At 68.8% G+C, this 18,402-nt stretch carries 17 protein-coding genes; 13 read left to right on the forward strand and 4 right to left on the reverse strand.

The genetic code is table 11. From position 1 onward, the window contains the following. Nucleotides 1-111: 111 nt before the first annotated feature. Genes U8525_RS32840 through U8525_RS32860 form a run of 5 tightly spaced genes read left to right on the forward strand, consistent with a single transcriptional unit; the run spans nt 112 to nt 3,528 of the window. The gene (locus tag U8525_RS32840; RefSeq protein WP_374270678.1) at nt 112-639 is read left to right on the forward strand and encodes a hypothetical protein; all 528 of its coding nucleotides are present in this window, start codon (nt 112-114) and stop codon (nt 637-639) included. Continuing rightward, nucleotides 639-1,298, forward strand: coding sequence for an exonuclease domain-containing protein (locus U8525_RS32845; protein ID WP_374270679.1), 660 nt, complete (start codon nt 639-641; stop codon nt 1,296-1,298). Before U8525_RS32840 ends, U8525_RS32845 begins: the two co-directional genes overlap by 1 nt. Continuing rightward, nucleotides 1,295-1,633 (forward strand): hypothetical protein, encoded by a 339-nt coding sequence (locus tag U8525_RS32850; RefSeq protein WP_374270680.1) that lies wholly within the window; start codon nt 1,295-1,297, stop codon nt 1,631-1,633. The genes U8525_RS32845 and U8525_RS32850 overlap by 4 nt, the downstream gene beginning before the upstream one ends. Beyond that, entirely contained in the window at nt 1,609-2,439 is an 831-nt protein-coding gene (locus U8525_RS32855) for a hypothetical protein (protein WP_374270681.1), read from the forward strand. The genes U8525_RS32850 and U8525_RS32855 overlap by 25 nt, the downstream gene beginning before the upstream one ends. A 9-nt stretch (nt 2,440-2,448) precedes the next feature. Beyond that, a complete protein-coding gene (locus U8525_RS32860) occupies nt 2,449-3,528 on the forward strand; it encodes an AT hook motif domain protein (protein ID WP_374270682.1) in 1,080 nt (359 codons plus the stop codon). Between the two features lie 15 nt (nt 3,529-3,543). On the opposite strand, the gene U8525_RS32865 is transcribed toward U8525_RS32860, so the two are convergent. After that, nucleotides 3,544-4,317 carry an SDR family oxidoreductase gene (locus U8525_RS32865; protein WP_374270683.1) on the reverse strand — a complete coding sequence of 258 codons (774 nt, stop codon included), beginning with the start codon at nt 4,315-4,317 and terminating at the stop codon, nt 3,544-3,546. Nucleotides 4,318-5,547: 1,230 nt separating this feature from the next. Then, nucleotides 5,548-6,162, reverse strand: a complete 615-nt coding sequence (locus U8525_RS32870) for a tyrosine-type recombinase/integrase (protein WP_374270684.1) — start codon at nt 6,160-6,162, stop codon at nt 5,548-5,550. A 128-nt stretch (nt 6,163-6,290) separates the two neighbouring features. Here U8525_RS32870 and U8525_RS32875 point away from each other — a divergent pair, with 128 nt between their 5' ends. From U8525_RS32875 to U8525_RS32885, 3 genes are read left to right on the forward strand one after another with little or no spacing between them, the layout of a single operon-like run. Then, complete coding sequence (locus tag U8525_RS32875) at nt 6,291-6,827, forward strand: hypothetical protein (RefSeq protein ID WP_374270685.1); 537 nt, start codon at nt 6,291-6,293, stop codon at nt 6,825-6,827. Nucleotides 6,828-6,838: 11 nt separating this feature from the next. Next, complete coding sequence (locus tag U8525_RS32880; RefSeq protein WP_374270686.1) at nt 6,839-7,699, forward strand: terminase large subunit domain-containing protein; 861 nt, start codon at nt 6,839-6,841, stop codon at nt 7,697-7,699. A 31-nt stretch (nt 7,700-7,730) separates the two neighbouring features. Continuing rightward, the gene (locus U8525_RS32885; protein ID WP_374270687.1) at nt 7,731-8,273 is read left to right on the forward strand and encodes a terminase; all 543 of its coding nucleotides are present in this window, start codon (nt 7,731-7,733) and stop codon (nt 8,271-8,273) included. A gap of 265 nt (nt 8,274-8,538) precedes the next feature. Here the strand turns inward: U8525_RS32885 and U8525_RS32890 are convergent, their stop codons facing one another. Together U8525_RS32890 and U8525_RS32895 are read right to left on the reverse strand one after the other, a co-directional pair. After that, nucleotides 8,539-9,384, reverse strand: a complete 846-nt coding sequence (locus U8525_RS32890; RefSeq protein WP_374270688.1) for a heparin lyase I family protein — start codon at nt 9,382-9,384, stop codon at nt 8,539-8,541. A 555-nt stretch (nt 9,385-9,939) separates the two neighbouring features. Further along, the gene (locus tag U8525_RS32895) at nt 9,940-10,842 is read right to left on the reverse strand and encodes a hypothetical protein (RefSeq protein ID WP_374270689.1); all 903 of its coding nucleotides are present in this window, start codon (nt 10,840-10,842) and stop codon (nt 9,940-9,942) included. Between the two features lie 246 nt (nt 10,843-11,088). Between U8525_RS32895 and U8525_RS32900 the strand changes: the two genes are divergently transcribed. The 5 genes from U8525_RS32900 (at nt 11,089) to U8525_RS32920 (ending at nt 18,392) form a co-directional block, all read left to right on the forward strand. Beyond that, on the forward strand, nt 11,089-11,292 hold the full coding sequence (locus U8525_RS32900) for a hypothetical protein (protein ID WP_374270690.1): 204 nt from the start codon (nt 11,089-11,091) through the stop codon (nt 11,290-11,292). Beyond that, entirely contained in the window at nt 11,289-13,082 is a 1,794-nt protein-coding gene (locus tag U8525_RS32905) for a phage portal protein (protein WP_374270691.1), read from the forward strand. Before U8525_RS32900 ends, U8525_RS32905 begins: the two co-directional genes overlap by 4 nt. A 74-nt stretch (nt 13,083-13,156) precedes the next feature. Then, nucleotides 13,157-13,360 (forward strand): hypothetical protein, encoded by a 204-nt coding sequence (locus U8525_RS32910; protein WP_374270692.1) that lies wholly within the window; start codon nt 13,157-13,159, stop codon nt 13,358-13,360. Next, nucleotides 13,341-13,949 (forward strand): transposase, encoded by a 609-nt coding sequence (locus U8525_RS32915; protein WP_374270693.1) that lies wholly within the window; start codon nt 13,341-13,343, stop codon nt 13,947-13,949. The genes U8525_RS32910 and U8525_RS32915 overlap by 20 nt, the downstream gene beginning before the upstream one ends. 609 nt (nt 13,950-14,558) lie before the next feature. Beyond that, a complete protein-coding gene (locus U8525_RS32920) occupies nt 14,559-18,392 on the forward strand; it encodes a hypothetical protein (RefSeq protein WP_374270694.1) in 3,834 nt (1,277 codons plus the stop codon). Nucleotides 18,393-18,402: the final 10 nt, after the last annotated feature.

Consider the following 18,402-nt stretch of genomic DNA (forward strand, 5'->3'; position numbering starts at 1 on the left):
TCAGGAGGTGCTCGACCTCCGTGCCCTGGTGCTCTCCGCGCGCTGGGACGCCGCCATGGCTCTCACGCTCGCCCCCCTGCGTGCTCAGGTCCACCGGACTGCGTGATCAGGATGGGAGCCAGACCCGCGGAGACCTTCCCCGCCCGCCTCAACCCCAACTGCGTGTACTGCGACCACCGCCGCACCTGCCCCGCCTACGCCCGGGCGCTGGTGGGCCAGCGCGGCGTCGTCTGCGAGGACACCTCGGACTTGGAGTCCGTCGCCCGCGAGCGCCAGGAAGTCGCCCACCTCGCGAAGATTCTCGGCGCGCGCAAGGCGGAGCTGGAGGACGTCCTCCGCGCCCACCTCGCCGAGAAGGACGAGCTCGTCCTCGCCGGCACGCGCTACCGCATGTTCAATGCAACAAGCCTCGACTACCCGCTGGAGCCCACCGTCGCGGTGCTGGCTCGCGCCACCGGCCTCTCCCGTGAGGAGCTGGTGCAGCGCCTCGCCAGCGTCGAGAAGAAGGCCCTCGACGCGCTGCTGAAGGACGCGGGCAAACGCCTGGGCACCGCGCGCGTCGCGCTCCTGAAGGCCGAGCTGGACTCCCTCGCCGCCAAACACCACTCGCCCCGCTTCTGGGCCAAGGAGGTCGCGTAGTGCTGCTCGCTCATCCTGCTTCCGACACCACCCCTGTCTCTGCCCTTCCCCCGTCGCTCTTCCCCAGCCTCCCCCCGCACCTGCGGACGCTCGCCTTCATTGACTTGGAGACGACGGGGTTGGATGCCTCCCGTCACGAGGTGCTGGAGGTGGCGGTGCTCCGCGTCGACGCCCGCAGCCTCAAGGTGCTGGCGGAGTACGAGGCCCGCGTTCAGCCCACCCGGCTGGCCGATGCCGACCCCAATGCCCTGGCCGTGTGCGGCTACTCCGACGAGGAGTGGCGAGACGCGCTGCCGCTCCAGGAAGTCTTGGCCACCGTGTCGCCGCTCCTGGCGGGCACCCTCGTGGCCGGCCACAACACCAGCTTCGACTGGGGCTTCCTCGTCGAGTCCTATCGCCGCACCGAGCTGACGCTGCCCAGCGTCGACTACCACCGCCTCGACACCGCCAGCCTCGCGTGGCCGCTGCTTGCCACGGGCGAGGTGGAGTCCCTCTCCCTCAACGCCCTGGCCAGACGCTTCGGCCTCCACCGGCCGACGCCGCACAGGGCCATGGCGGACGCTCGCTGCGCGCTGGAGGTAGCCCGCTGCCTCGCCGTGCGCATGGCCCGTGGTGGGCACATGGAGCGGCTGCTGGAGGAGTCGGGAGGTGTCTCGTGAGCGGCGCATCCTCTCGTCGCAAGGGTGCCGATTGGGAGCGCGCCCTCGTCCACCGCTTCCGCGACGCCATGCCCGACGCTCTCATCCGCCGCGGCCTCCAGTACCGCAGTGGTGAAGAGGTACCGGACGTCGAGGTGCCTTGCTTCTGGGTGGAATCGAAAGCGCACCAACGCACCAACGTCCGGGAGGCCATGCGCCAGGCGGTGGAGACGTGCCCGCCGGGCCGCTGGCCGCTCGCCGTGTGCAAGGACGACGGGCAGCCGCCCCTCGTCACCATGCCGCTGGACGACTTCCTCGAGCTGGTGCGCGAGTGGTGGGAGGCCCGTCCTCGGTGAGTGACTTCTTCGGCCACCTCCTGGGCCTCTTGCGTGTGGAGGCGCTCGCCCCACGACACGAGGCCGTCTTCGCGGCTGCGCGCACGAGGCAGCCGGCCTTCGCGCGCCATGCCACGCTCGAAGCGGTGCTGGCCACGTTGGATGACGCGCGCGAGGAGACGTACCCAGAGCGGGAAGCCCTCACCCGGGCCCTGGTGGCCGAAATTCAGGCCTCCTCCAGCCCCGCTTGGACGGCGGCCCTCGCCTCCGCCTACGCCCCCATGCTGACGCGCCTGCGCCGCCGCCTCCACAGCAACGGCGTGCCCAAGGAGGACCTGGACCAGCTCGTCCTCGCCACCTTCCTCTCCGTCGCACGCAACTTCCCCCTCCCCCGCTGGCGGGATTGGACGGCAGTCCGGCTGCGCCAGCAGACAGCTCGCGAGGTGTTCCGCTACCTCCGCAAGGAGCGCGCGGAGCAGCACGACAAGTACACGCCCCAGCAGCTCGCGGCGTGGCTGCCCGACTCACGCCCCGCCGCGCCAGTGGAGCGCGTCCGACGGCCCAGCGTCCGCCGCAGCTTCGTGAAGCGCGATGCCGTGCTGGTACACCTCGCCCAGGCCACCCTGCCTCGCAGCGACGTCGAAGTCCTCATGGCCACCGTCGTCCGACGAGAGAAGCTGCGCGCCTACGTCAGCCGCCTCGTCGACGGCGACACCACCGACGTCGAGCGGGTGTACCAGCGCCTGAAGCGCCAGCGCACGCGGCTGATGCAGCGCCTGCGCACCCAGGACGTGGACGCCGCAGCACCGCCCCCCGGAGGCTGCTGAGGGACAGCCATGGCGAAGAAGAAGCCCTTCAAGAAGCTGGGGCGCCCCACCAAGGCCGAAGGCCCTCGGTTTCCCACGGACACCGTGGACCGACTCCTCGTCGAGGGCGAAGAAGTGCCTTCCTCACGGGGCTATGTGAAGAGGCGCTTCCCCTCCCTGCGCGAGTTGGCGAAGCGCTTCGGCGTCGCCCACAGCGCCATTGCCCGCTATGCCGAGCACCACGACTGCCTCGGACGCCGCAGGCACCTCCTCGCGGGCACCGCACGCGCCATGCTGGTGCGTGCCGAAGCACCTCCTCCTCCGAGGCCCGCGAAGCTCGCGCCGCCCCCACCTGCCGACGCGCTTCCTCCTCCTCCGCCCGCTCCTGCCCAAGCGCTACCTCCTCCCGCGCCTGCAGAGGCGCCTCCTCCTCCAACGTCCGCGCCCCCCGAAGCGCCACCGCCCCCGCCGCCGGCCGCGCCGCGCAAGTTGGGCCGCCCCCTCAAGTCCGAGGAGCCCGCCCTCCCGCGCCAGGAGTTGGACCGCGCCCTCGTCTTCGGCGACGTGAAGACGCTCCCCGACGGCTCCACCATGACGTCCTACGCCTCGTACCGCGAGTTGGCCGAGCGCTTCGGCGTCGCCACTTCCCTCATCGCCAACTACTCCAGGGAGCACAACTGCCTGCGCCGCCGCGAGGAGGCGAAAGTCCGCATCGCTACCAAGGCGGACCAAAAGCTGATTGAGCTGCGCGCCACCGCCATCGCCGTCTCCAAGGACGACGCCCTGAAGATGATTGACGGCTACCTCCTCGGCTTCGAGGAGGCCCTCGCCGAAGGCCGCGTGCGCGTCGACAACCCCACCGACTTCAACACCCTCGTGAGACTCAAGGAGTACCTCATGGGCGGCGCCGACTCGCGCCAGGAGCTGCACGCCAGCTTCTCTCTGGAGGGCCTCCAGGCCCGACATGCCCAGGCGCTGCGCGCTGCGCGCGAAACAACGCCCGCCGAGCGCGGCGAGGTGGATGCGGAGGTGGTGGAGAGCGACGACGCGGCGCAGGCGGACACCCCCTCCATCGAAGGCGAGCGACTCGCTCCCCACCCACCGGAATGAGCACGCCCACGGCGACTACTTCGTGGTGTACCCCCCGTTGACGAGAATCGTCTGGCCCGTCATCCACCACCCCTCCGTGACGAGGAAACGGATGAAGGGGACGATGTCCTTGATGTCGGTGAGGCCCGTCTTGGAGAACTTCGAGAGCGCCGCCGCCGTCTTGTGGTAGGCGACCGCGTCCTCCCCCTCCGCTGGGTAGAAGAAGGGCGTGTCCATGGGGCCTGGGCCTACCGCCGTCACGGAGATGCCCCGCTCGCCAAACTCCTTCGAAGCCGCGCGGGTGAAGTGCTCGACGGGGGCCTTCATCCCGGCATAGCTCGCGTAGAAGGGCGTGTACGCACCCAGCAGGGACGTGACGAGCGTGCAGATTTTGCCGTTGTCGTTGAGGTGCTTCCCCGCCTCCTTGAGGAAGAAGAAGGCCGTCTTGGCATTCACCGCGCTCATCTCGTCGAACTCCGCCTCGCTCGTCTCGACGATGGGCTTCTTCAGCACCTTCCCGACGGTATTGATGGCGATGTCCGGCCTTCCCACCGCGGCAATCGCATCCGCGAAGAGCTTCTCCATCCCCCGGGCGCTCGTCAGCTCCCCTTGAAGGGCCACCCCCTTGGCCCCCGCGGCCTTGATGGCGCCCAGCGTCTCCTCGGCGGCATTCTTCGCGCTCGCGCCGTGGTAGTGAATCACCACCGCCTTGGCCCCGTGCTGGGCCATGTCGCGGGCGAGCAGCCCGCCCAGGTTCTTCGCACCACCGGCGATGAGGACGCTCTTCCCTTCGAGACTGTGGACGCTCATGGATTGGCCTTTCTCCGGCGGGCGCCCTGCCATTCGGACGACAGGGTGTGATGAGGGCACGCCTCAATCACCGCCGCGAGCCTCCGTGCTTCGCCCCACTGCTTCAATGCGATGGGCGAGCGAGATAGACGTCCTTCGGCTGACAAGGCCTCTTTCTTCTCCCGCCCCCACCGACCCCGACTGAGAGCGCCCTCCGGTAAGTGAACGGACACTTTTTGCGTTCAGTTTCGCCGTTCACTTTCACGTCGCCAGACCGCGCCCGTTCACTTTCCCCCTGGGAGCTCCACCTGGCGCGCGGATGCACACGCCTGGCGCCACAGCCTCCGTAGTTTCGCGGGGTTAGGGCGAACAGCCACCAGGTCCTCGAGCGCCGCGGTATCGCTCCGGGCCATAACTCGGGCCCGGAAGCACACTCCGTCCAGCGGGCCGGACGCCTGCGCGCCGTTCACTTCCCCGGCCCGTCTGCCCGTTCCCCGCCAAAGCCCCGCTGGCCGCCACGTGGCCCACCTGGCGCGCGCCCCCGGGCAACCCCGCGCGCCGCGCCTGTCGCCGCGTGGCACCCCTTTCGTGCGCGCGTGTCCCCCAACGCTTCGGGCCGCAGGCCTTTGTCCTCCTCGTGAGCCCCACGCCTCCCCGAGCTGCCCTCCGCGCCCCCACACTCCGCCCCGCGCGCACCTGGGCGCGCGTGCCGTTACCAGGGCCGAGCCGAATGGCCGAAAATGCGTAAAGGCGGCCATTCGGCGTCACCGCCCCCACGCTGTTTCGCGCGCTTACGAGGCCTCCTGACGGGCCGAAGCGCCGAGGCCGATTGCCGCTTTCCGCAGGTTGGCGCCACCCGCCGCGCGCCCTCGCGGCTCAGCTCCTCCCCGCCACCTTCACCGCCTGCCCCGGCAGGGCGCAACCATGCCTACCGACGACGCCAGCACGCCTACCCCGCCTACCCCAGACGCCAGGGTGGGGGGTGGTGTGTTTTTTCGTGCGGGCCTCGCCGCCGGGGCGTGTACCTGGGGCCCTTTTCGAGAGGCTCAGGTTCGAAAAAGTGAACACCCCGCACCCGTTCATTTGCACCCGGTAAGTGAACGCCTCGCGCTGTTCACTTTCGCCGGCTGCGCCTGCGCCTGGGGCAGTCCGCGCGGGCCCCGAGCACGGCCACCCCTCACCGCCTCCGCGCGGCACCACGGCCCAACCAGGGGCTCTCGCGGGCGCTCAGCGCGGAGGCGGCGTGCCCCATCAGCAGGGCAAGTCGTTCGTCACGCGCACCAGCTCGTCGTCCGAGGGGTGCGTGTAGATGACGGTGGAGTCGATGCTTCGCTGCCTCGCGAACTTCTGAGTGAGGCGGATGTCCTTCGTCCGTCGGTACACCCCGGTGCATGCGGTGTGGCGCACGGCGTGGAAGTTCAGGTGCCGCTCCAGGCCCGCGCGCTGCTGCCACACCGCGAAGCCGTGGCGCACCTGCCGCGTGGACAAGCGCAGGCCCTTGCGGCTCAGGAAGAGCGGTGCCTGGGGCCCCACGTCGTGCCCCTGCGCGCGCTTCAGGCGCAGCAGCTTCTCCAGCTTCGCGCGCACGGTGTCCGAGAGGACAACCTCCTGGGGGCGCGGGTGCCGGCGGCTGCCCTTGAAGACGTGCAGCAGCACGTGCCGGCGTGCGCGCCCGCGCTCGTCGAAGATGTCCCCGACGTTGAGGGCCACCAGCTCGTGCTCACGCAGGCCCGAGGCCAGCGCGAGGCTGTAGAGGCAGTGGTCCCTGAATCCATCCTTGTGCTCCCCTGTGGCGCGCAGCAGCCGCGCAACCTCCTTCTCCGTGAGAGTGCGGGGTGCTCGGACGACAGCGGCATAGGCAGACATGGCGACTCCTTGGTGAAGAGGACGCGGCCATACGCGCTCTGTCGCCCCCACAAGACAAGTCATTAACCCCGCTGCGCATTCTTGAGCCGGGCCCGCGCGGCCTCGGCCTTTCCCTGAGAGGAGTCGCTGTGCATCCGCTGGCCCATTTCAACTTCGAGGCACACCGCAAGACGGGCAGCCACACGGTGTCAGGTGCTCCGTCAACACAGCCACGCCTGGCCCCCGTCTCACCGCTCCAGGACCTGGTGCTGGCCCACCTGGAAGTGGCCAGGACGCTCGCTTCGTTCATCCCGGGCCTCACACCGGAGCTGGCAGCGGACCGCGCGCTCGACGCCATCCACATGGACACGGGGCTGACGATGGAGCCCCATCGCAGGGGGCTGTCTGCCGCCCCCAAGCCACCCGCGCGCATCACCGCCGCGCAGCTCGGCCAGAAGGCGGGGCTGTCCGTCCACACGATGAACCTCCGCCTGGAGGCGTGCGGCCTCCAGCGGCGCAACGAGCACGACGAGTGGGAGCTGACGGACGCGGGCCAGGACTACGCCGAGGCCGTCCCCTGCCCCCTCCAGGACCATTCCGCCCACCAGCTCCTCTGGCAGCCCGAGGTGCTCGGCGTCCTGGAGGATGCCGCGCGTTCCTCGTCGATGACCGTCGGCCTCAGCTGAAGGAGGACACCGTGACGCTCGGCATCGTCAAGCGCACCGAGGACGACCTCACCCAGTGGCTCGCCACCGAGGCGGGCTTCATCTCCGGCCTGTGCCACTACGACAGCGAGCCGGTGGTGCTGGAGCCCTACCAGCAGGCACTGCTGGACAACCGCTCCCGCTTCCGCTGGGTGGCGAAGAGCCGCCAGGTGGGCTTCTCCTTCCTCTTCGCCCTCGAGGCCCTCGCCCGCTGCCACCTGCGCGACGGCCACACGGCGGTGTTCGTCTCCTACAACCTGTCGGACGCCGTCGAGAAGGTGCTCATCGCCCGGCAGGTGTACGAGGAGCTGCCGACAGCCTTCCAGAAGAAGCTCGTGACGGATGCGAAGACGGAGCTGGCCTTCGAGTCCAACGCCAAGGGCCGGCGCCTCTCCCGAATCATCTCCGTGCCCTCCAAGCCTCCGCGCGGCAAGCGCGGCGACGCGTACCTCGACGAGCTGGCCCACTACGTGAACGACCGCGAGGTCTACACGGGCAGCACCGCGCTCATCCTCCGCTCGCACGGGCAGCTCACCGGCTGCAGCACCCCGCTGGGCCGGCGCGGCATCTTCTGGGAAATCGCCTCGCAGGAGCTGCGCAAGTACCCGCACCACACGCGCCAGCAGGTGCCCTGGTGGCTGTGCCGTTTCTTCTCCCTCGACGTGCGGCGCGCCTCGGTGGAGGCCCCCTTCATGTCCACCGAGGAGCGCGTCGCGCGCTTCGGGCGCCCCGTCCTCACCGAGCAGTTCGACTCCCTGCCGCAGGAGGACTTCCAGCAGGAGTTCGAATGCCTTTTACGTCGACGAGTCCTACAGCTTCCTCCCCTACGAGCTCATCCTCCCGTGCACCACTGACGAACTGCCGCTGGCCCAGGACGCCTCCGATGTGCCCGTACCCCAGGGGCGCCTGGTCGCGGGCTTCGACGTGGGCCGCACGCGAGACCGCTCCGAGTTGGCCGTCTTCGAAGAGGTGGAGGGCCGCTTCACCTGCCGCATGTTGAAGAGCTTCGAGGGCGTGCCCTTCGCGGAGCAGGAAGCCCACCTCCGTCGACTCCTGTCCGTCCTGCCCGTGGCGCGCCTCAGCGTTGATAAGAGCGGCATCGGCATGAACCTCGCGGAGAATCTTGCCCGCGACTTCCCCCAGGTGGTGGAGGAGAACTTCACGAACGACTCCAAAGAGAGATGGGCGACCGACTTCAAGATTCTGCTCCAGCGCCGCGACGTCACCCTGCCGCGCCAGCGTGAGCTCGTCGGGCAGATTCACTCCATCAAGCGGCGCGTTCTGCCCTCGGGGAAGGTCTCCTTCGACGCCGAGCGCACCAACCGCGGGCACGCGGACAAGTTCTGGGCCGTCGCCCTGGCGTGCCAGCGCGAGCGGGGGCCCGAGCGACGAGGCACCGGGGAGATTGGTGTGCGGGTTATCGGATGAACCCAACCAAGCCACTGGCCGCGCCCGCGCCAGAAGGGGGCCGGGACAGAGCACGCTAGTCCCTCAGCAGCTTGCGCCCCTTTCCACTCAACTACGCGCGATGCTGCAATCGGAGTGCACGGTAGCGCGCAGCGAGCGTCGTCACCAGCGGCATCCTTCTTGGCCGGTCACCAGACGAGGGTGGCACGCACGAGGCGCCGCTGGCTCACGAGTTTGTGCGTGCCCCTCAACGAAGTTCGAGCGACAGACGGACTGCGCGGTCCGCTCACCATGGGCGCACGGACTTGTAGCTCGTACCAATTCTCATGTTTCGGAGCCGGGACTCGAATCGGGAGCCGGGTTCGTTTCCCTTATACATCCCGAACTTCACCCGAAAATGCTGCGGTGGCCTCTCACCTTCGACGCACGTGTCGCGGTTGAAGTAGCCAAACGACGCATTGACGACGATGGGATCTGGACTTCGGTCTACCCAGACCTTCACCTCGCCTTCGCCCCCCCTCGGCCACACGACGTAGCTGATGATGAACGTGTGCCAGACCCCAGGCTTCAACGTGGTGCTTCCAAAGGAGTTCTCGCTGAAGTCACCTCGGGTTAGAAAGTTGATAGTGTGGCCATTGCCCTTGCCGCGGGAGACCCGCACGCCGCCGATAGGCGAGGCCGGCGAGCATTGCCAAAGCTGCATCAGATAGAAGTAGTCGTTGGTGTCGTCGGTTCCCGAAGGAATCATCAACTCGAAGCCCACATAGACGCGCTGGCCGAACGGAAAGTACTCCTGATTCACCATCAGTTCCGTACGGTCTTTCGCTGCGCTGACGTTTGGGTCTGTCCTGAATCGCAAGTAGCGGTTGCCCGTCGTCCCCACGACTTGCGGCGGAAGGCCGGCGCCTTCGCACTTGCCCAAGAACCTTTGTCCCTCCTCGATGAGGTTCCCCCCCTGCCCGGGGCTAGGCGAACACTTTCCTGGCGCCTCTATCGACGAGGTCGCGCTGCTCTGGACGGCGATTTTGTACACGCTCGGTAGCAACGCAGAGGAGGTACTCACGGTATCTTCCTCGTCGTCGAGCCCATCCTCGAAACCACATCCGAAGCAAGCAAGCGTCGCCACGGCCATGGCGAAGAGAGCGCCCGCGTTGAATACGCGCGTTGTCATAGGCGGCACGTAAGCATGTAGCGCCCCCTCGAAGTCAAGACACGAACACGCACAGAGAATAGCTGGGTGCGTGGACGCTCGGTCCAGGCAGTCAATCGGCGCTCGCGAGGCGGGCTTCGAGTTTCTCGGCTCGACGCGCCATGGGCGTCTGCCAGCTGCGGAACGGATGTGGTCGCTTGCCACGAAGTGCTCGAGCCAGGTCGCGATGGCAGAGCGCAGCTGCTCAGCGCTGTCCCCGTCTTGAAGCTACCTGAGTTCCTCCTTGAGGGTGTGGAGGAAGCACTCGACGAGGGCTTCTCCCGCCGGGCGGGTTCGTCGGCGTGCCGAACATCGATGTTGACGGCACGTGGGACGTCGAGCTGGCGACCTCGACGCACGTCGTGAGGTAGTGAACTGCGGCACCGAGGGAGGAGGCTCGAACGAGACCTTCGCCCTCAGCTCGCACTACTCGCCATCGGCCACTCGCGCTCAATGGCCCCGAAAGCAAGGGCGCTGGTAACACGAACATCCAAGGGCTCAACGCCTCGCTGCCGTTCGCGCCTTGACCTTCAGCCAGACCTGCCGCCGGAAGGGGTACGTCGAGCAGATGCGGCGCCACGTCCACACCTCGCTCCGCGTCCACCACTGCGCAGGCGGCTGGAGGCCGACGTCCCGCAGGTTGCCGAGACCACGGTAGCCAACGCCGTCGAGCCCGAAGGCGGCGTTGGACTCCAGCACCAGCACCTTGTCCGTCTCCGCGTGGTGGTCCACGGCAAGGAAGGTGTGCCCCGAGCCCCATTGGCTGCGCCACCCTTGGATGAGTGTCCAAGGGTGGGGCGGCACATCCGCCGATGGCGCCGGCAGGGCCATGCCGGACTCGATGGCGGCCGTCACCGGGGAGAAGTAGTCGGTCGTGGAGGCGATCATCATCTGCCGGTGGCGGCGCATGTCCCACGAGAAAGCCGCGCCGTGCGCCTCGGAGAAAGCCTTGACCAACAAGCCTTCGACGAAGGTGCAGCAGTTGTTCAACCGCGGCGGCGCCAACGGGACACGGACGCCGGGCAGCGCCCACGGGTAGTACGCCCGGCTCACGTCGTACCTGTAGTCGAGGAACGCCCCCAGGAGCGCGAAGAGACGCTCCTCCGAGACGGCCAGCGGCTCATTGGCGAACGACAGCCGGGCCATGGCAGGCGCGCGCTCCTGGGAGACGAGCGTCGCGTAGCGCTGCGTGCGCCAGCGCGTACACACCCAGGTATCGAGCGCGCCGAGCTTCGACACCAGCAGCCGGGCGTAGTCGGTGTCGGGCGTGGGGTGGTTGGCCTGCTCCTCGAGCACGAGGTGGTCCCCCGCCTCGACGTAGCCTCCGGGCTGCGTGCTCGTGTCCGGCAGCGCGAAGCCACGCAGGCGCGCGGGCAATCTCGCGACACGGTAGGTGTCCATGGTGTCTCCTCCGCGTTGAAGAGGGCTTCAACGTGTTCGTCAGGGACGGCGCCGCAGCGCCCTCCCTGGCGTGTCGCAGTTCGTCTCGACACACCCCCAAAGCACTCCCACCCGATGTCCCCGAAATTGGGCCCGAGGCCTTTGTCCTTGCTGGAGGTGAGGCGCGCGGCCCCCCCCAACGCCCTCGCACGTCGAGGGCGCCCCTCCCACCGCGCGCCTTGCCTCCACTTCGTGTGGGAGGCCCGTGTGCAGCGCGACGTCAAAGTCTTCGTCCTCTCCTCCGGCTCGGGCGGCACGCCACACCCTGGGCCGAACTTCACCGTCGAAGCCTCCACCCTCGACGGACTGCTGGAGGCAGTCCACATGGAGATTGCGGCTCGCGGGCAGCGCGTGCGCGCCGTCTCTCACACGCCCACGGGCCTCCTGGCCTATGTGGAGGACCGTCCGTGACGGTGCCTGCCGAAGTCCACCAGGCCGAGGAGCGCCTCCAGTCGATTCTCAAGGCGGTGGTGGTGGGCGCCCGCGTCGACGAGCCCGCCAGCCGCCCCGGTGGAGAGGACGCCCTGGCCTTCAGCGAGGCCGGCGCCCTCCAACCCCCGTATGAGCCGGAGGCGCTCTGCCTCCTCGTCGAGCACTCCAATTCGCTGAGGCAGAACGTCGATGCCTACGCCACGAATATCGACGGCTTCGGCTTCCGCTTCGAGCCGGCCATCGACTTCGACGCCGACGGAGCGCAGCAGAAGGTGGCCGACGCCATGGCCCTGGAACGAGCCGCTGCCCATGACGCGGGCACGCTGCCGCCGGGGACACCCCTGCGCCCCACGGACGAGGACGTCGCGGCTCACGCGGAGGAGGTGCGTCAGCAGGCCCGAGTGGAGAAGGCTCGCCTGGAGTCCTTCTTCGACTTCTGCTGCTTCGACTCCAGCTTCGTCGAGCTGCGCCGCCGCACCCGCCATGACTTGGAGGTGACGGGCAACGCGTACTGGGAGGTGCTGCGCGACGGCAAGGGCGACATCGCCCGCTTCGTCTACGTCCCCTCGTACACGGTGCGCCTGCTCCCCTTGGACAAGGAGGCCGTCGAGGTGCGCGAGCGCGTGCGCATCTCCGCCGTCAGCTTCGACACCGTCACCACCCGCCGACGCCTGCGTCGCTACATTCAGGTGCAGGGCAGCGAGCGGGTGTACTTCAAGTCCTTCGGGGACTCGCGCGTCATCTCCCGCCTCACCGGCCGCGCCTTCAAGGACGTCGCCGCCCTCAAGGCCGCGGACGCCTCCGACGGTCCCTCCACGGAGCTCATCCACTTCGCCATCCACTCGCCGCGCTCTCCCTACGGCATTCCGCGCTGGGTGGGCACCCTGCTGTCCGTCCTCGGCTCCCGGCAGATGGAGGAGGTCAATTACCTCTACTTCAACAACAAGTCCGTCCCGCCCCTGGCGCTGCTCGTCTCGGGCGGAAGGCTCTCCGACGCGTCAGTCCCGAGAATCGAGCGCTTCATCGAGGAGAACCTCAAGGGCAAGGCCAACTTCCACAAAATTCTCATCCTCGAGGCGGACGGCACCGGCGACGGAGGCCGCGCGAAGATTGAGCTGCGCCCCCTGACGGACGCACAGCAGCAGGATGCTCTCTTCCAGGCCTACGACGCGCGCAACATCGACAAGGTGGGCAGCGCGTTCCGCCTGCCGCCGCTGCTGCGCGGCGACGGGCGTGACTTCAACCGCTCGGTGGCGGAGGCGCAGCTGCGCTTCGCCGAGGACCAGGTCTTCCAACCCGAGCGCGACGAGTTCGACTTCCTTCTCCGAACTGCGCCACCTCCGTGGGTGCTTCCAGAGCTCCTCGCGCGAACGCCATCCTGCGCTCGGCAAGCCGCTGCTCTTCGGCCGCCAACTCCTCACGGAGCGACAGCAGGAACTTCGCGTCCTTCAGCAGCGCGACCCGATGCTCGGCGGTCTTCGCTGTCTCCTCGGCTGGCTCCGCTACATTTTCCCGAGCGACACCTTGCGTCTGAAATGTTGCGCGACACATTTCAAACCAGCTCCAGCGACTTGACGCCGCAGAAAGACAAGGACTCGCTGCTGGGCGAGGCGAAACGCCTCTTGGGGCTGCGAGAAGAGCTTCGGGCTGAGGAGGAGCGCCTGGCCCAAGGACGCCTGGCGCTGGCCCGCAGGTACATGGAGGACACCGAGCACATCCCCGTCCCCCGCGAGGAGTTCGACACCTGGTTCTCGGGGCAACCCACATGACGCCTGAGCAGCTTCAGCGCGCGTGGGTGCTCCAGGCCCAGGCAGACGCCGAGCGCGGTGTCCTGGAGTGCCGGATGTGTCGAAGGCGTGGCCCGCTGGAGGAGGCGACGACGCTGTGGCGCAACGGCCTCCTCGTCTTCGCGCTGTGTGACAGGTGCGCGGCCAGCCACGACGTCGTCTTCTCCCCCACCCCGGCTGGCGTCGAGATGCGCGTCAGGCGCCGCAGTTCCGTGGGGCTGGTGACGCAGGAGGTGCCCCATGTGCACAGCTCCCGCTGACAGCCTCCTCCTCATCCACGAAGTGCGGGCGGTGGCGAACAGCCTCGCGGGGGACGTCCTCCGGCTGCCGGTGGCCAAGGCCCTGGACGTAGGCACCGCTGCAGGCATGGAGCGCGCCGTGGCCCTGCTTACCGCGCGCCTTCGCCGCGCCGTCGGGCGCGCGGACGTGGACGCCATGCGAGAGGCGGTGGCCGTCCTCGACGTGGATTGGAGGAAGACGACAGCCGCCCAGCGCAGGCGCCTCGTCGCCGAGTACCAGCCGAAGGTGACGAAGGCGACCGCGTGCCTGCTCGACGATTGGGAGCGGCTCGTCACCTACTACCGCTTCCCCAAGGAGCACTGGAAGCACCCGCGCACCACCAACATCATCGAGAGCCCCTTCGCCTCGCTTCGGCTGCGCACCGATGCGGCCAAGCGCTTCCGCAAGGTGGAGAACGCCACCCTACTACTCTGGAAGCTGCTGCTCGTCGCCCAGAAGAGCTTCCGCAAACTCGACGCCGCCGAGCACCTCCGAAACGTACTCGCCGGCCGCACCTACGAGGACGGCAACCTCGTCATGCTACCGCAGGGAACTCGTCGCGCCGCCTGACGCGTTTCCACACCACTTGACACGACCTCGACGAACTCGGGGTTTTGTACTCATCGGTTGAGTGTGCCGCCGCGTTTTTAGTGTTTCTCGTTCCATCCGCAGCTGGCGCACCTCGCGGCGCAGTTGGGCCAGTTCTGCCTTCTCACCCGTCGTCAGCACCCCGCTCGGCCCCTGGCCCGCATCCGTTCGGGCCTGCCTTGCCCAAGTTTCCAGGGCGCTACGCGTCAGGTCCAAGTCCTTGTCCTTGACCACCTGCGCCCGGGATTTGCCTTCCTCCAGCACCAGTTCACCGCCCGGGCTTTGAACTCCGGCGTGTACTTCCTGCGCTCTCTTCTCGGCATCGTCGTGGACATCCTTCGGCTACCTCACCTCCGGTGTCCCCCCGGGAGGCTCACTTTCTTCACTCCCACCCTGTTGGACACCGTATCCGCATCTTCGTTGGTGTCCACTGAAGCGGAGCATGCCCAGAGCCTGGCGTCCGTGAGGAACGGCGCCGCGTCCTTCCGGAACGCAACCGGGAGGCGGCGCGGATGGGCTCCTGGGGCACGGGGGTGGGGCGCGTGGCTTGCATTGGGGCGGCGCATTCCTCCTGCTCCAGAGGCAAGGCCCATGGCTCCTTCCACTTTGCCCGCGCCCGGTTCTCAGCTCCCCCCCTATCGAGAGGTCTTTGACGCTGGCGCCGCGACCCAGACCGCGGTGCAGGGCCGCCTCCATCAGGGCGCCCGCACCTACCGGCTGCGGGCGAAGGACGCGGACCTTCCGCTCCGCATCACCCTCCTCTTCGACGGGAAGGACAAGCGGGCGCCCTCCCAGCTCCTGGTGGGCCAGGTGCTGGTCCCCACCGCGCATTGGGGCTTCGATCTCCGCGGCGGTACGTTGCACTGGCGCTTCTTGCTGGGACAGGCCACGCACTCAGGGCTGCTCCGGTTCGAGGAGGGCGGCGCCACCGCCACCGGCTTCGTGAGCGAAGGGGGGAAAACGCACCGGGTGACGGCGTCGCTCCCGCCCATCACCTATGAGTGCACGGTCGCGCAGCAGGTGGGGGGCTACGTCACCGGCCAGCCTCCCGCGCTGCAGCTCCACTACGACGCATCCAGCCCGGCGTGGAGCCACGCGACGTGGGTGCCGTCCGCCCTCCAGTTCACCTACCAGATGCGGCAGCAGATCATCGTCGGCCAGGAGTTCTGGGACTTCTACGTCTCATTCAATGACGCCCAGACCGGCGTCACCTGGACGCCGCGCCAAGGCTCCTTCGGTGCCCTGGTCGACGCCAACATGGTCTTCACGCTCTCGGTCGCCTCGGGGCTCGCACCGCCGCCCGACAACCGCCAGGGCCTGACGGATCCAGCTTCGCGAGCCATCACCACCGTCTTCCCCTTCCAGTTCAGCTTCCAGCTCAGCCCCACCGCGATTGATCTCACCGGGACCATGCTCACCGTGGTGGACGCGCAGAACGGCGTGGTGCTCGGCGTCCAGGGCCAGGTGGCGAACCCGTCGGTGGCCGGGTACTACGCGCTCGAAGGCGCCGGGGCCGATGCCTCGTTCGCGGTGCACGAGGGGTTGCTCCACGTCGGTGGAGCGCCGGTGGAAGCCGCGCGGCTGCGGCGCAACGCGCTCTCCTTCAGTGGACTCTCTCCCGCGCAGCAGGCGGCGGGCGGGCTTCCTGCGGAGGGCACGCTGGAGTTCAGCGACGACGGTTCGCGGGTGCGGCTGACCGACGGCGCGTCCGGCACGCGCCTGGGCGCGGATTCGCGCGTCGCACGCCAGTCGTTCTCGGCCGGCACCTCCCCGCTCAACCTCCAGACCCTCGCGCTGATGAACCCCTTCGAGCAGCAGGCCGGTCCGGATGGCACGACGTGGGTGGACGCGGTCCAGCAGGCCTCGATGGCGGACTTCAACCAGATCCTCCTCTACTTCATGGATCCGCAGCTGCGGCAGACCTACTGGAGCCAGAACCAGCCCGCCCTCTCTCCGGCGCTCCAGCGAGTCGCGGCCATGGCTCCGGCGGGGAGTTCCCCGGCGGAGTGGTACGGCTCGCTGTCGGTCTCCTTCCTGACCGACGTGCTCTCGACCTGGGACCAGCCCGGCGCCAACACGCTCAACGCCGCGCGGGCGCAGACCTGGCTCAAGGAGCAGGTCGCGGCAAGTGAGGTGTACCGCGTGCAGGCACCGGCGCTCTACCAGCTCGAATGGGCCAACCGCTTCCCGGCGATCAACGACTTCCTCACGGACCAGCGCCAGAACGCGATGAGCTACACCTCGCTCATCGCGGACGACGCGGCCGCATGGAAGACGGAGCTGGCCCAGGACATCGCCGACCCGGCCTCGCTCCAGGCGATGCAGTCCATGGTGGACAACCTGGCGGCGACCGCGGAGCAGTCAGCGCTCTACTGGGCCTACACGTACTTCCGCTACGCCACCCAGCCGTCGGCCTTCACCGAGCTGGAGCTCTTCAGCATGGACGCGGACGGCTCGGCCTTCATGCGCCGGGTCCAGACGGACATGGCGGTGCTCACCAGCCTGGACTCGAGCAACCTCTTCGCCCAACAGTACGCGGCGGCCGTCAACACGATGCTCTACGGGAACGTGGTGCCGTCGCTGGCGGACTACGGCGGTGGTCCTGGCGGGATGGACGGTGCGGTCGCGCAGGTGCTGCAGGGCATCGCCTCGGATGTCGCGGGGAGCAGCGACCCGGTGCTCGCGAGGATTGGCGACGAGGCGCGGAGCCTGGCCGCGCGGAGCGACCTGCCGGCCCTGGTCGCCAGCGTGCAGGCCGCCGCCGCTGGCTGCGCGGCGGGTGCCGGGTGGTCAACGGCGGCCCCGGCGATGCAAGCGTCGGTGGAGGGCTCGGTCGGAACGCTGGGCTCCCAGTTGCTCTGCTTGTCGCTCGCGGGCCTCAACACCAGCGCAGTCGTCCATGGAGTGGCTGACTTCGCGCCAACCGCGGCCAGTGCGACGGCGGCCGTGTCGCCTGGCACCATCGTCTCGGCCGTCAAGTACACGGTGCAGGTCGCCTACGTGGTCGTGAAGTGGGAGCTGATCTTCGCCAACGCCCTCGACAGCTACGCCACCACCTGGAGCGCGGTGCGAGCGCTCTTCACCACCGAGATGCTCAACGCGGCCAACGCCGCCGTCGACACCGGTCTCACCAAGTGGCTCATTGGCAACCGGGTCATCCCCCAGTCGGAGATGTTCGGCTCGCTGTTCGACGAGGCCGCGGCCCAAGGCGAGACGGTGGTCACCCGCATCTTCGGGCGGAACCTCGACAGCTTCGTCGGGCTCCGGCTGGGCGCGGTGTTCGCGCTCGCCAGCCTGATCGCCGGCGCCTTCGCCCTGGCCAACAGCGCCACGCTGGACGAGGAACTGGTGAGCGCGCTCAGCGTGACCTCGAGCGCGCTCAGCCTGATCGCCACCGCGGGTGGGTGGATCGCCGACGCGTTCGGCGTCACCGAGCTCGGCGGGCTGTCGGTCTCCACCCTCGTCAGCGTGTTCGGAGTCCTGTCCATCCTCGCCGCCGTCGCCGGCGTGGTCCTGCTGATCGTCCAGTGGTGGCAGCAGGCGCGACCGTCGCCGGTGCAGACGTTCGCCACCACCTACGCCCAGCCCGCGGGCTTCTACATGCCCTACGGCAGCGCGATCGACGCGTTCACCGGCTACACACCCCCGGGAGGGCTGGCGCGGCTCGGCGTCTCGCTCGCGGTCCCGGGCGGACAGGGAGCGGTGCTCCGCGTCGGCGGCGACGGCACCCTGGGCAGCGGGCCGCTCGACCACGGCTACGCCACGGTGTTCTTCCCCTCGACGGACGGGGAGGGGCGCTCCCAGCTCGTGGCGCTCGTCGGCGGCGGGGACTCGGCGCGCGCATTCGCGCTCACGGGCTCCGGCGGTGGGGTGTCCTTCCAGCCGATCCTCGCGTCGACCGACCCGGCGGCGGCGACGCAGCTCTGGACCATCACGCTGGTGGGGGACCCCACCTGGGACGGGAAGGCGCCGGAGTCAGGCCCCTTCACGCTCACGCGGGTGGGGACGGACCAGTCGCTGGTCTGGACCGGCCACGGCGTCGCGCTCGGCGCGTCGGGTTCACGGTTCACCCTCCAGCAGCAGCCGATGGTCCCCCTGGGGCTCTCCATGCGCGACGTGACGCTCTACACGTTCTCCCAGGGCGCGAGCTTCATTCCACGCCTGGCGCAGGCGGGGAGCGCTCCCCAGACGTGGGCAATCTCCCCGGCCCTGCCGGCGTTCCTGTCGCTCGATACCGCGACCGGCGTCATCACCGAACCGCTGAACGCGCCGCAGCCGCTGCCCGTGACCCCGGCGGGGACCTACGTCCTGTCCGTCACGAACTCGCTGCTCACCAACCCCATCCAGACGGCCTTCGCCCTCCAGGTCCTGCCGGCGCCCTCCAGCACGGGCACCGGGACGGAACCCGTCGCGCTCGCCGTCTGACCAGGAGACC

The sequence above is a fragment of the Corallococcus sp. RDP092CA genome, assembly GCF_041903675.1.
GTDB lineage: Bacteria > Myxococcota > Myxococcia > Myxococcales > Myxococcaceae > Corallococcus.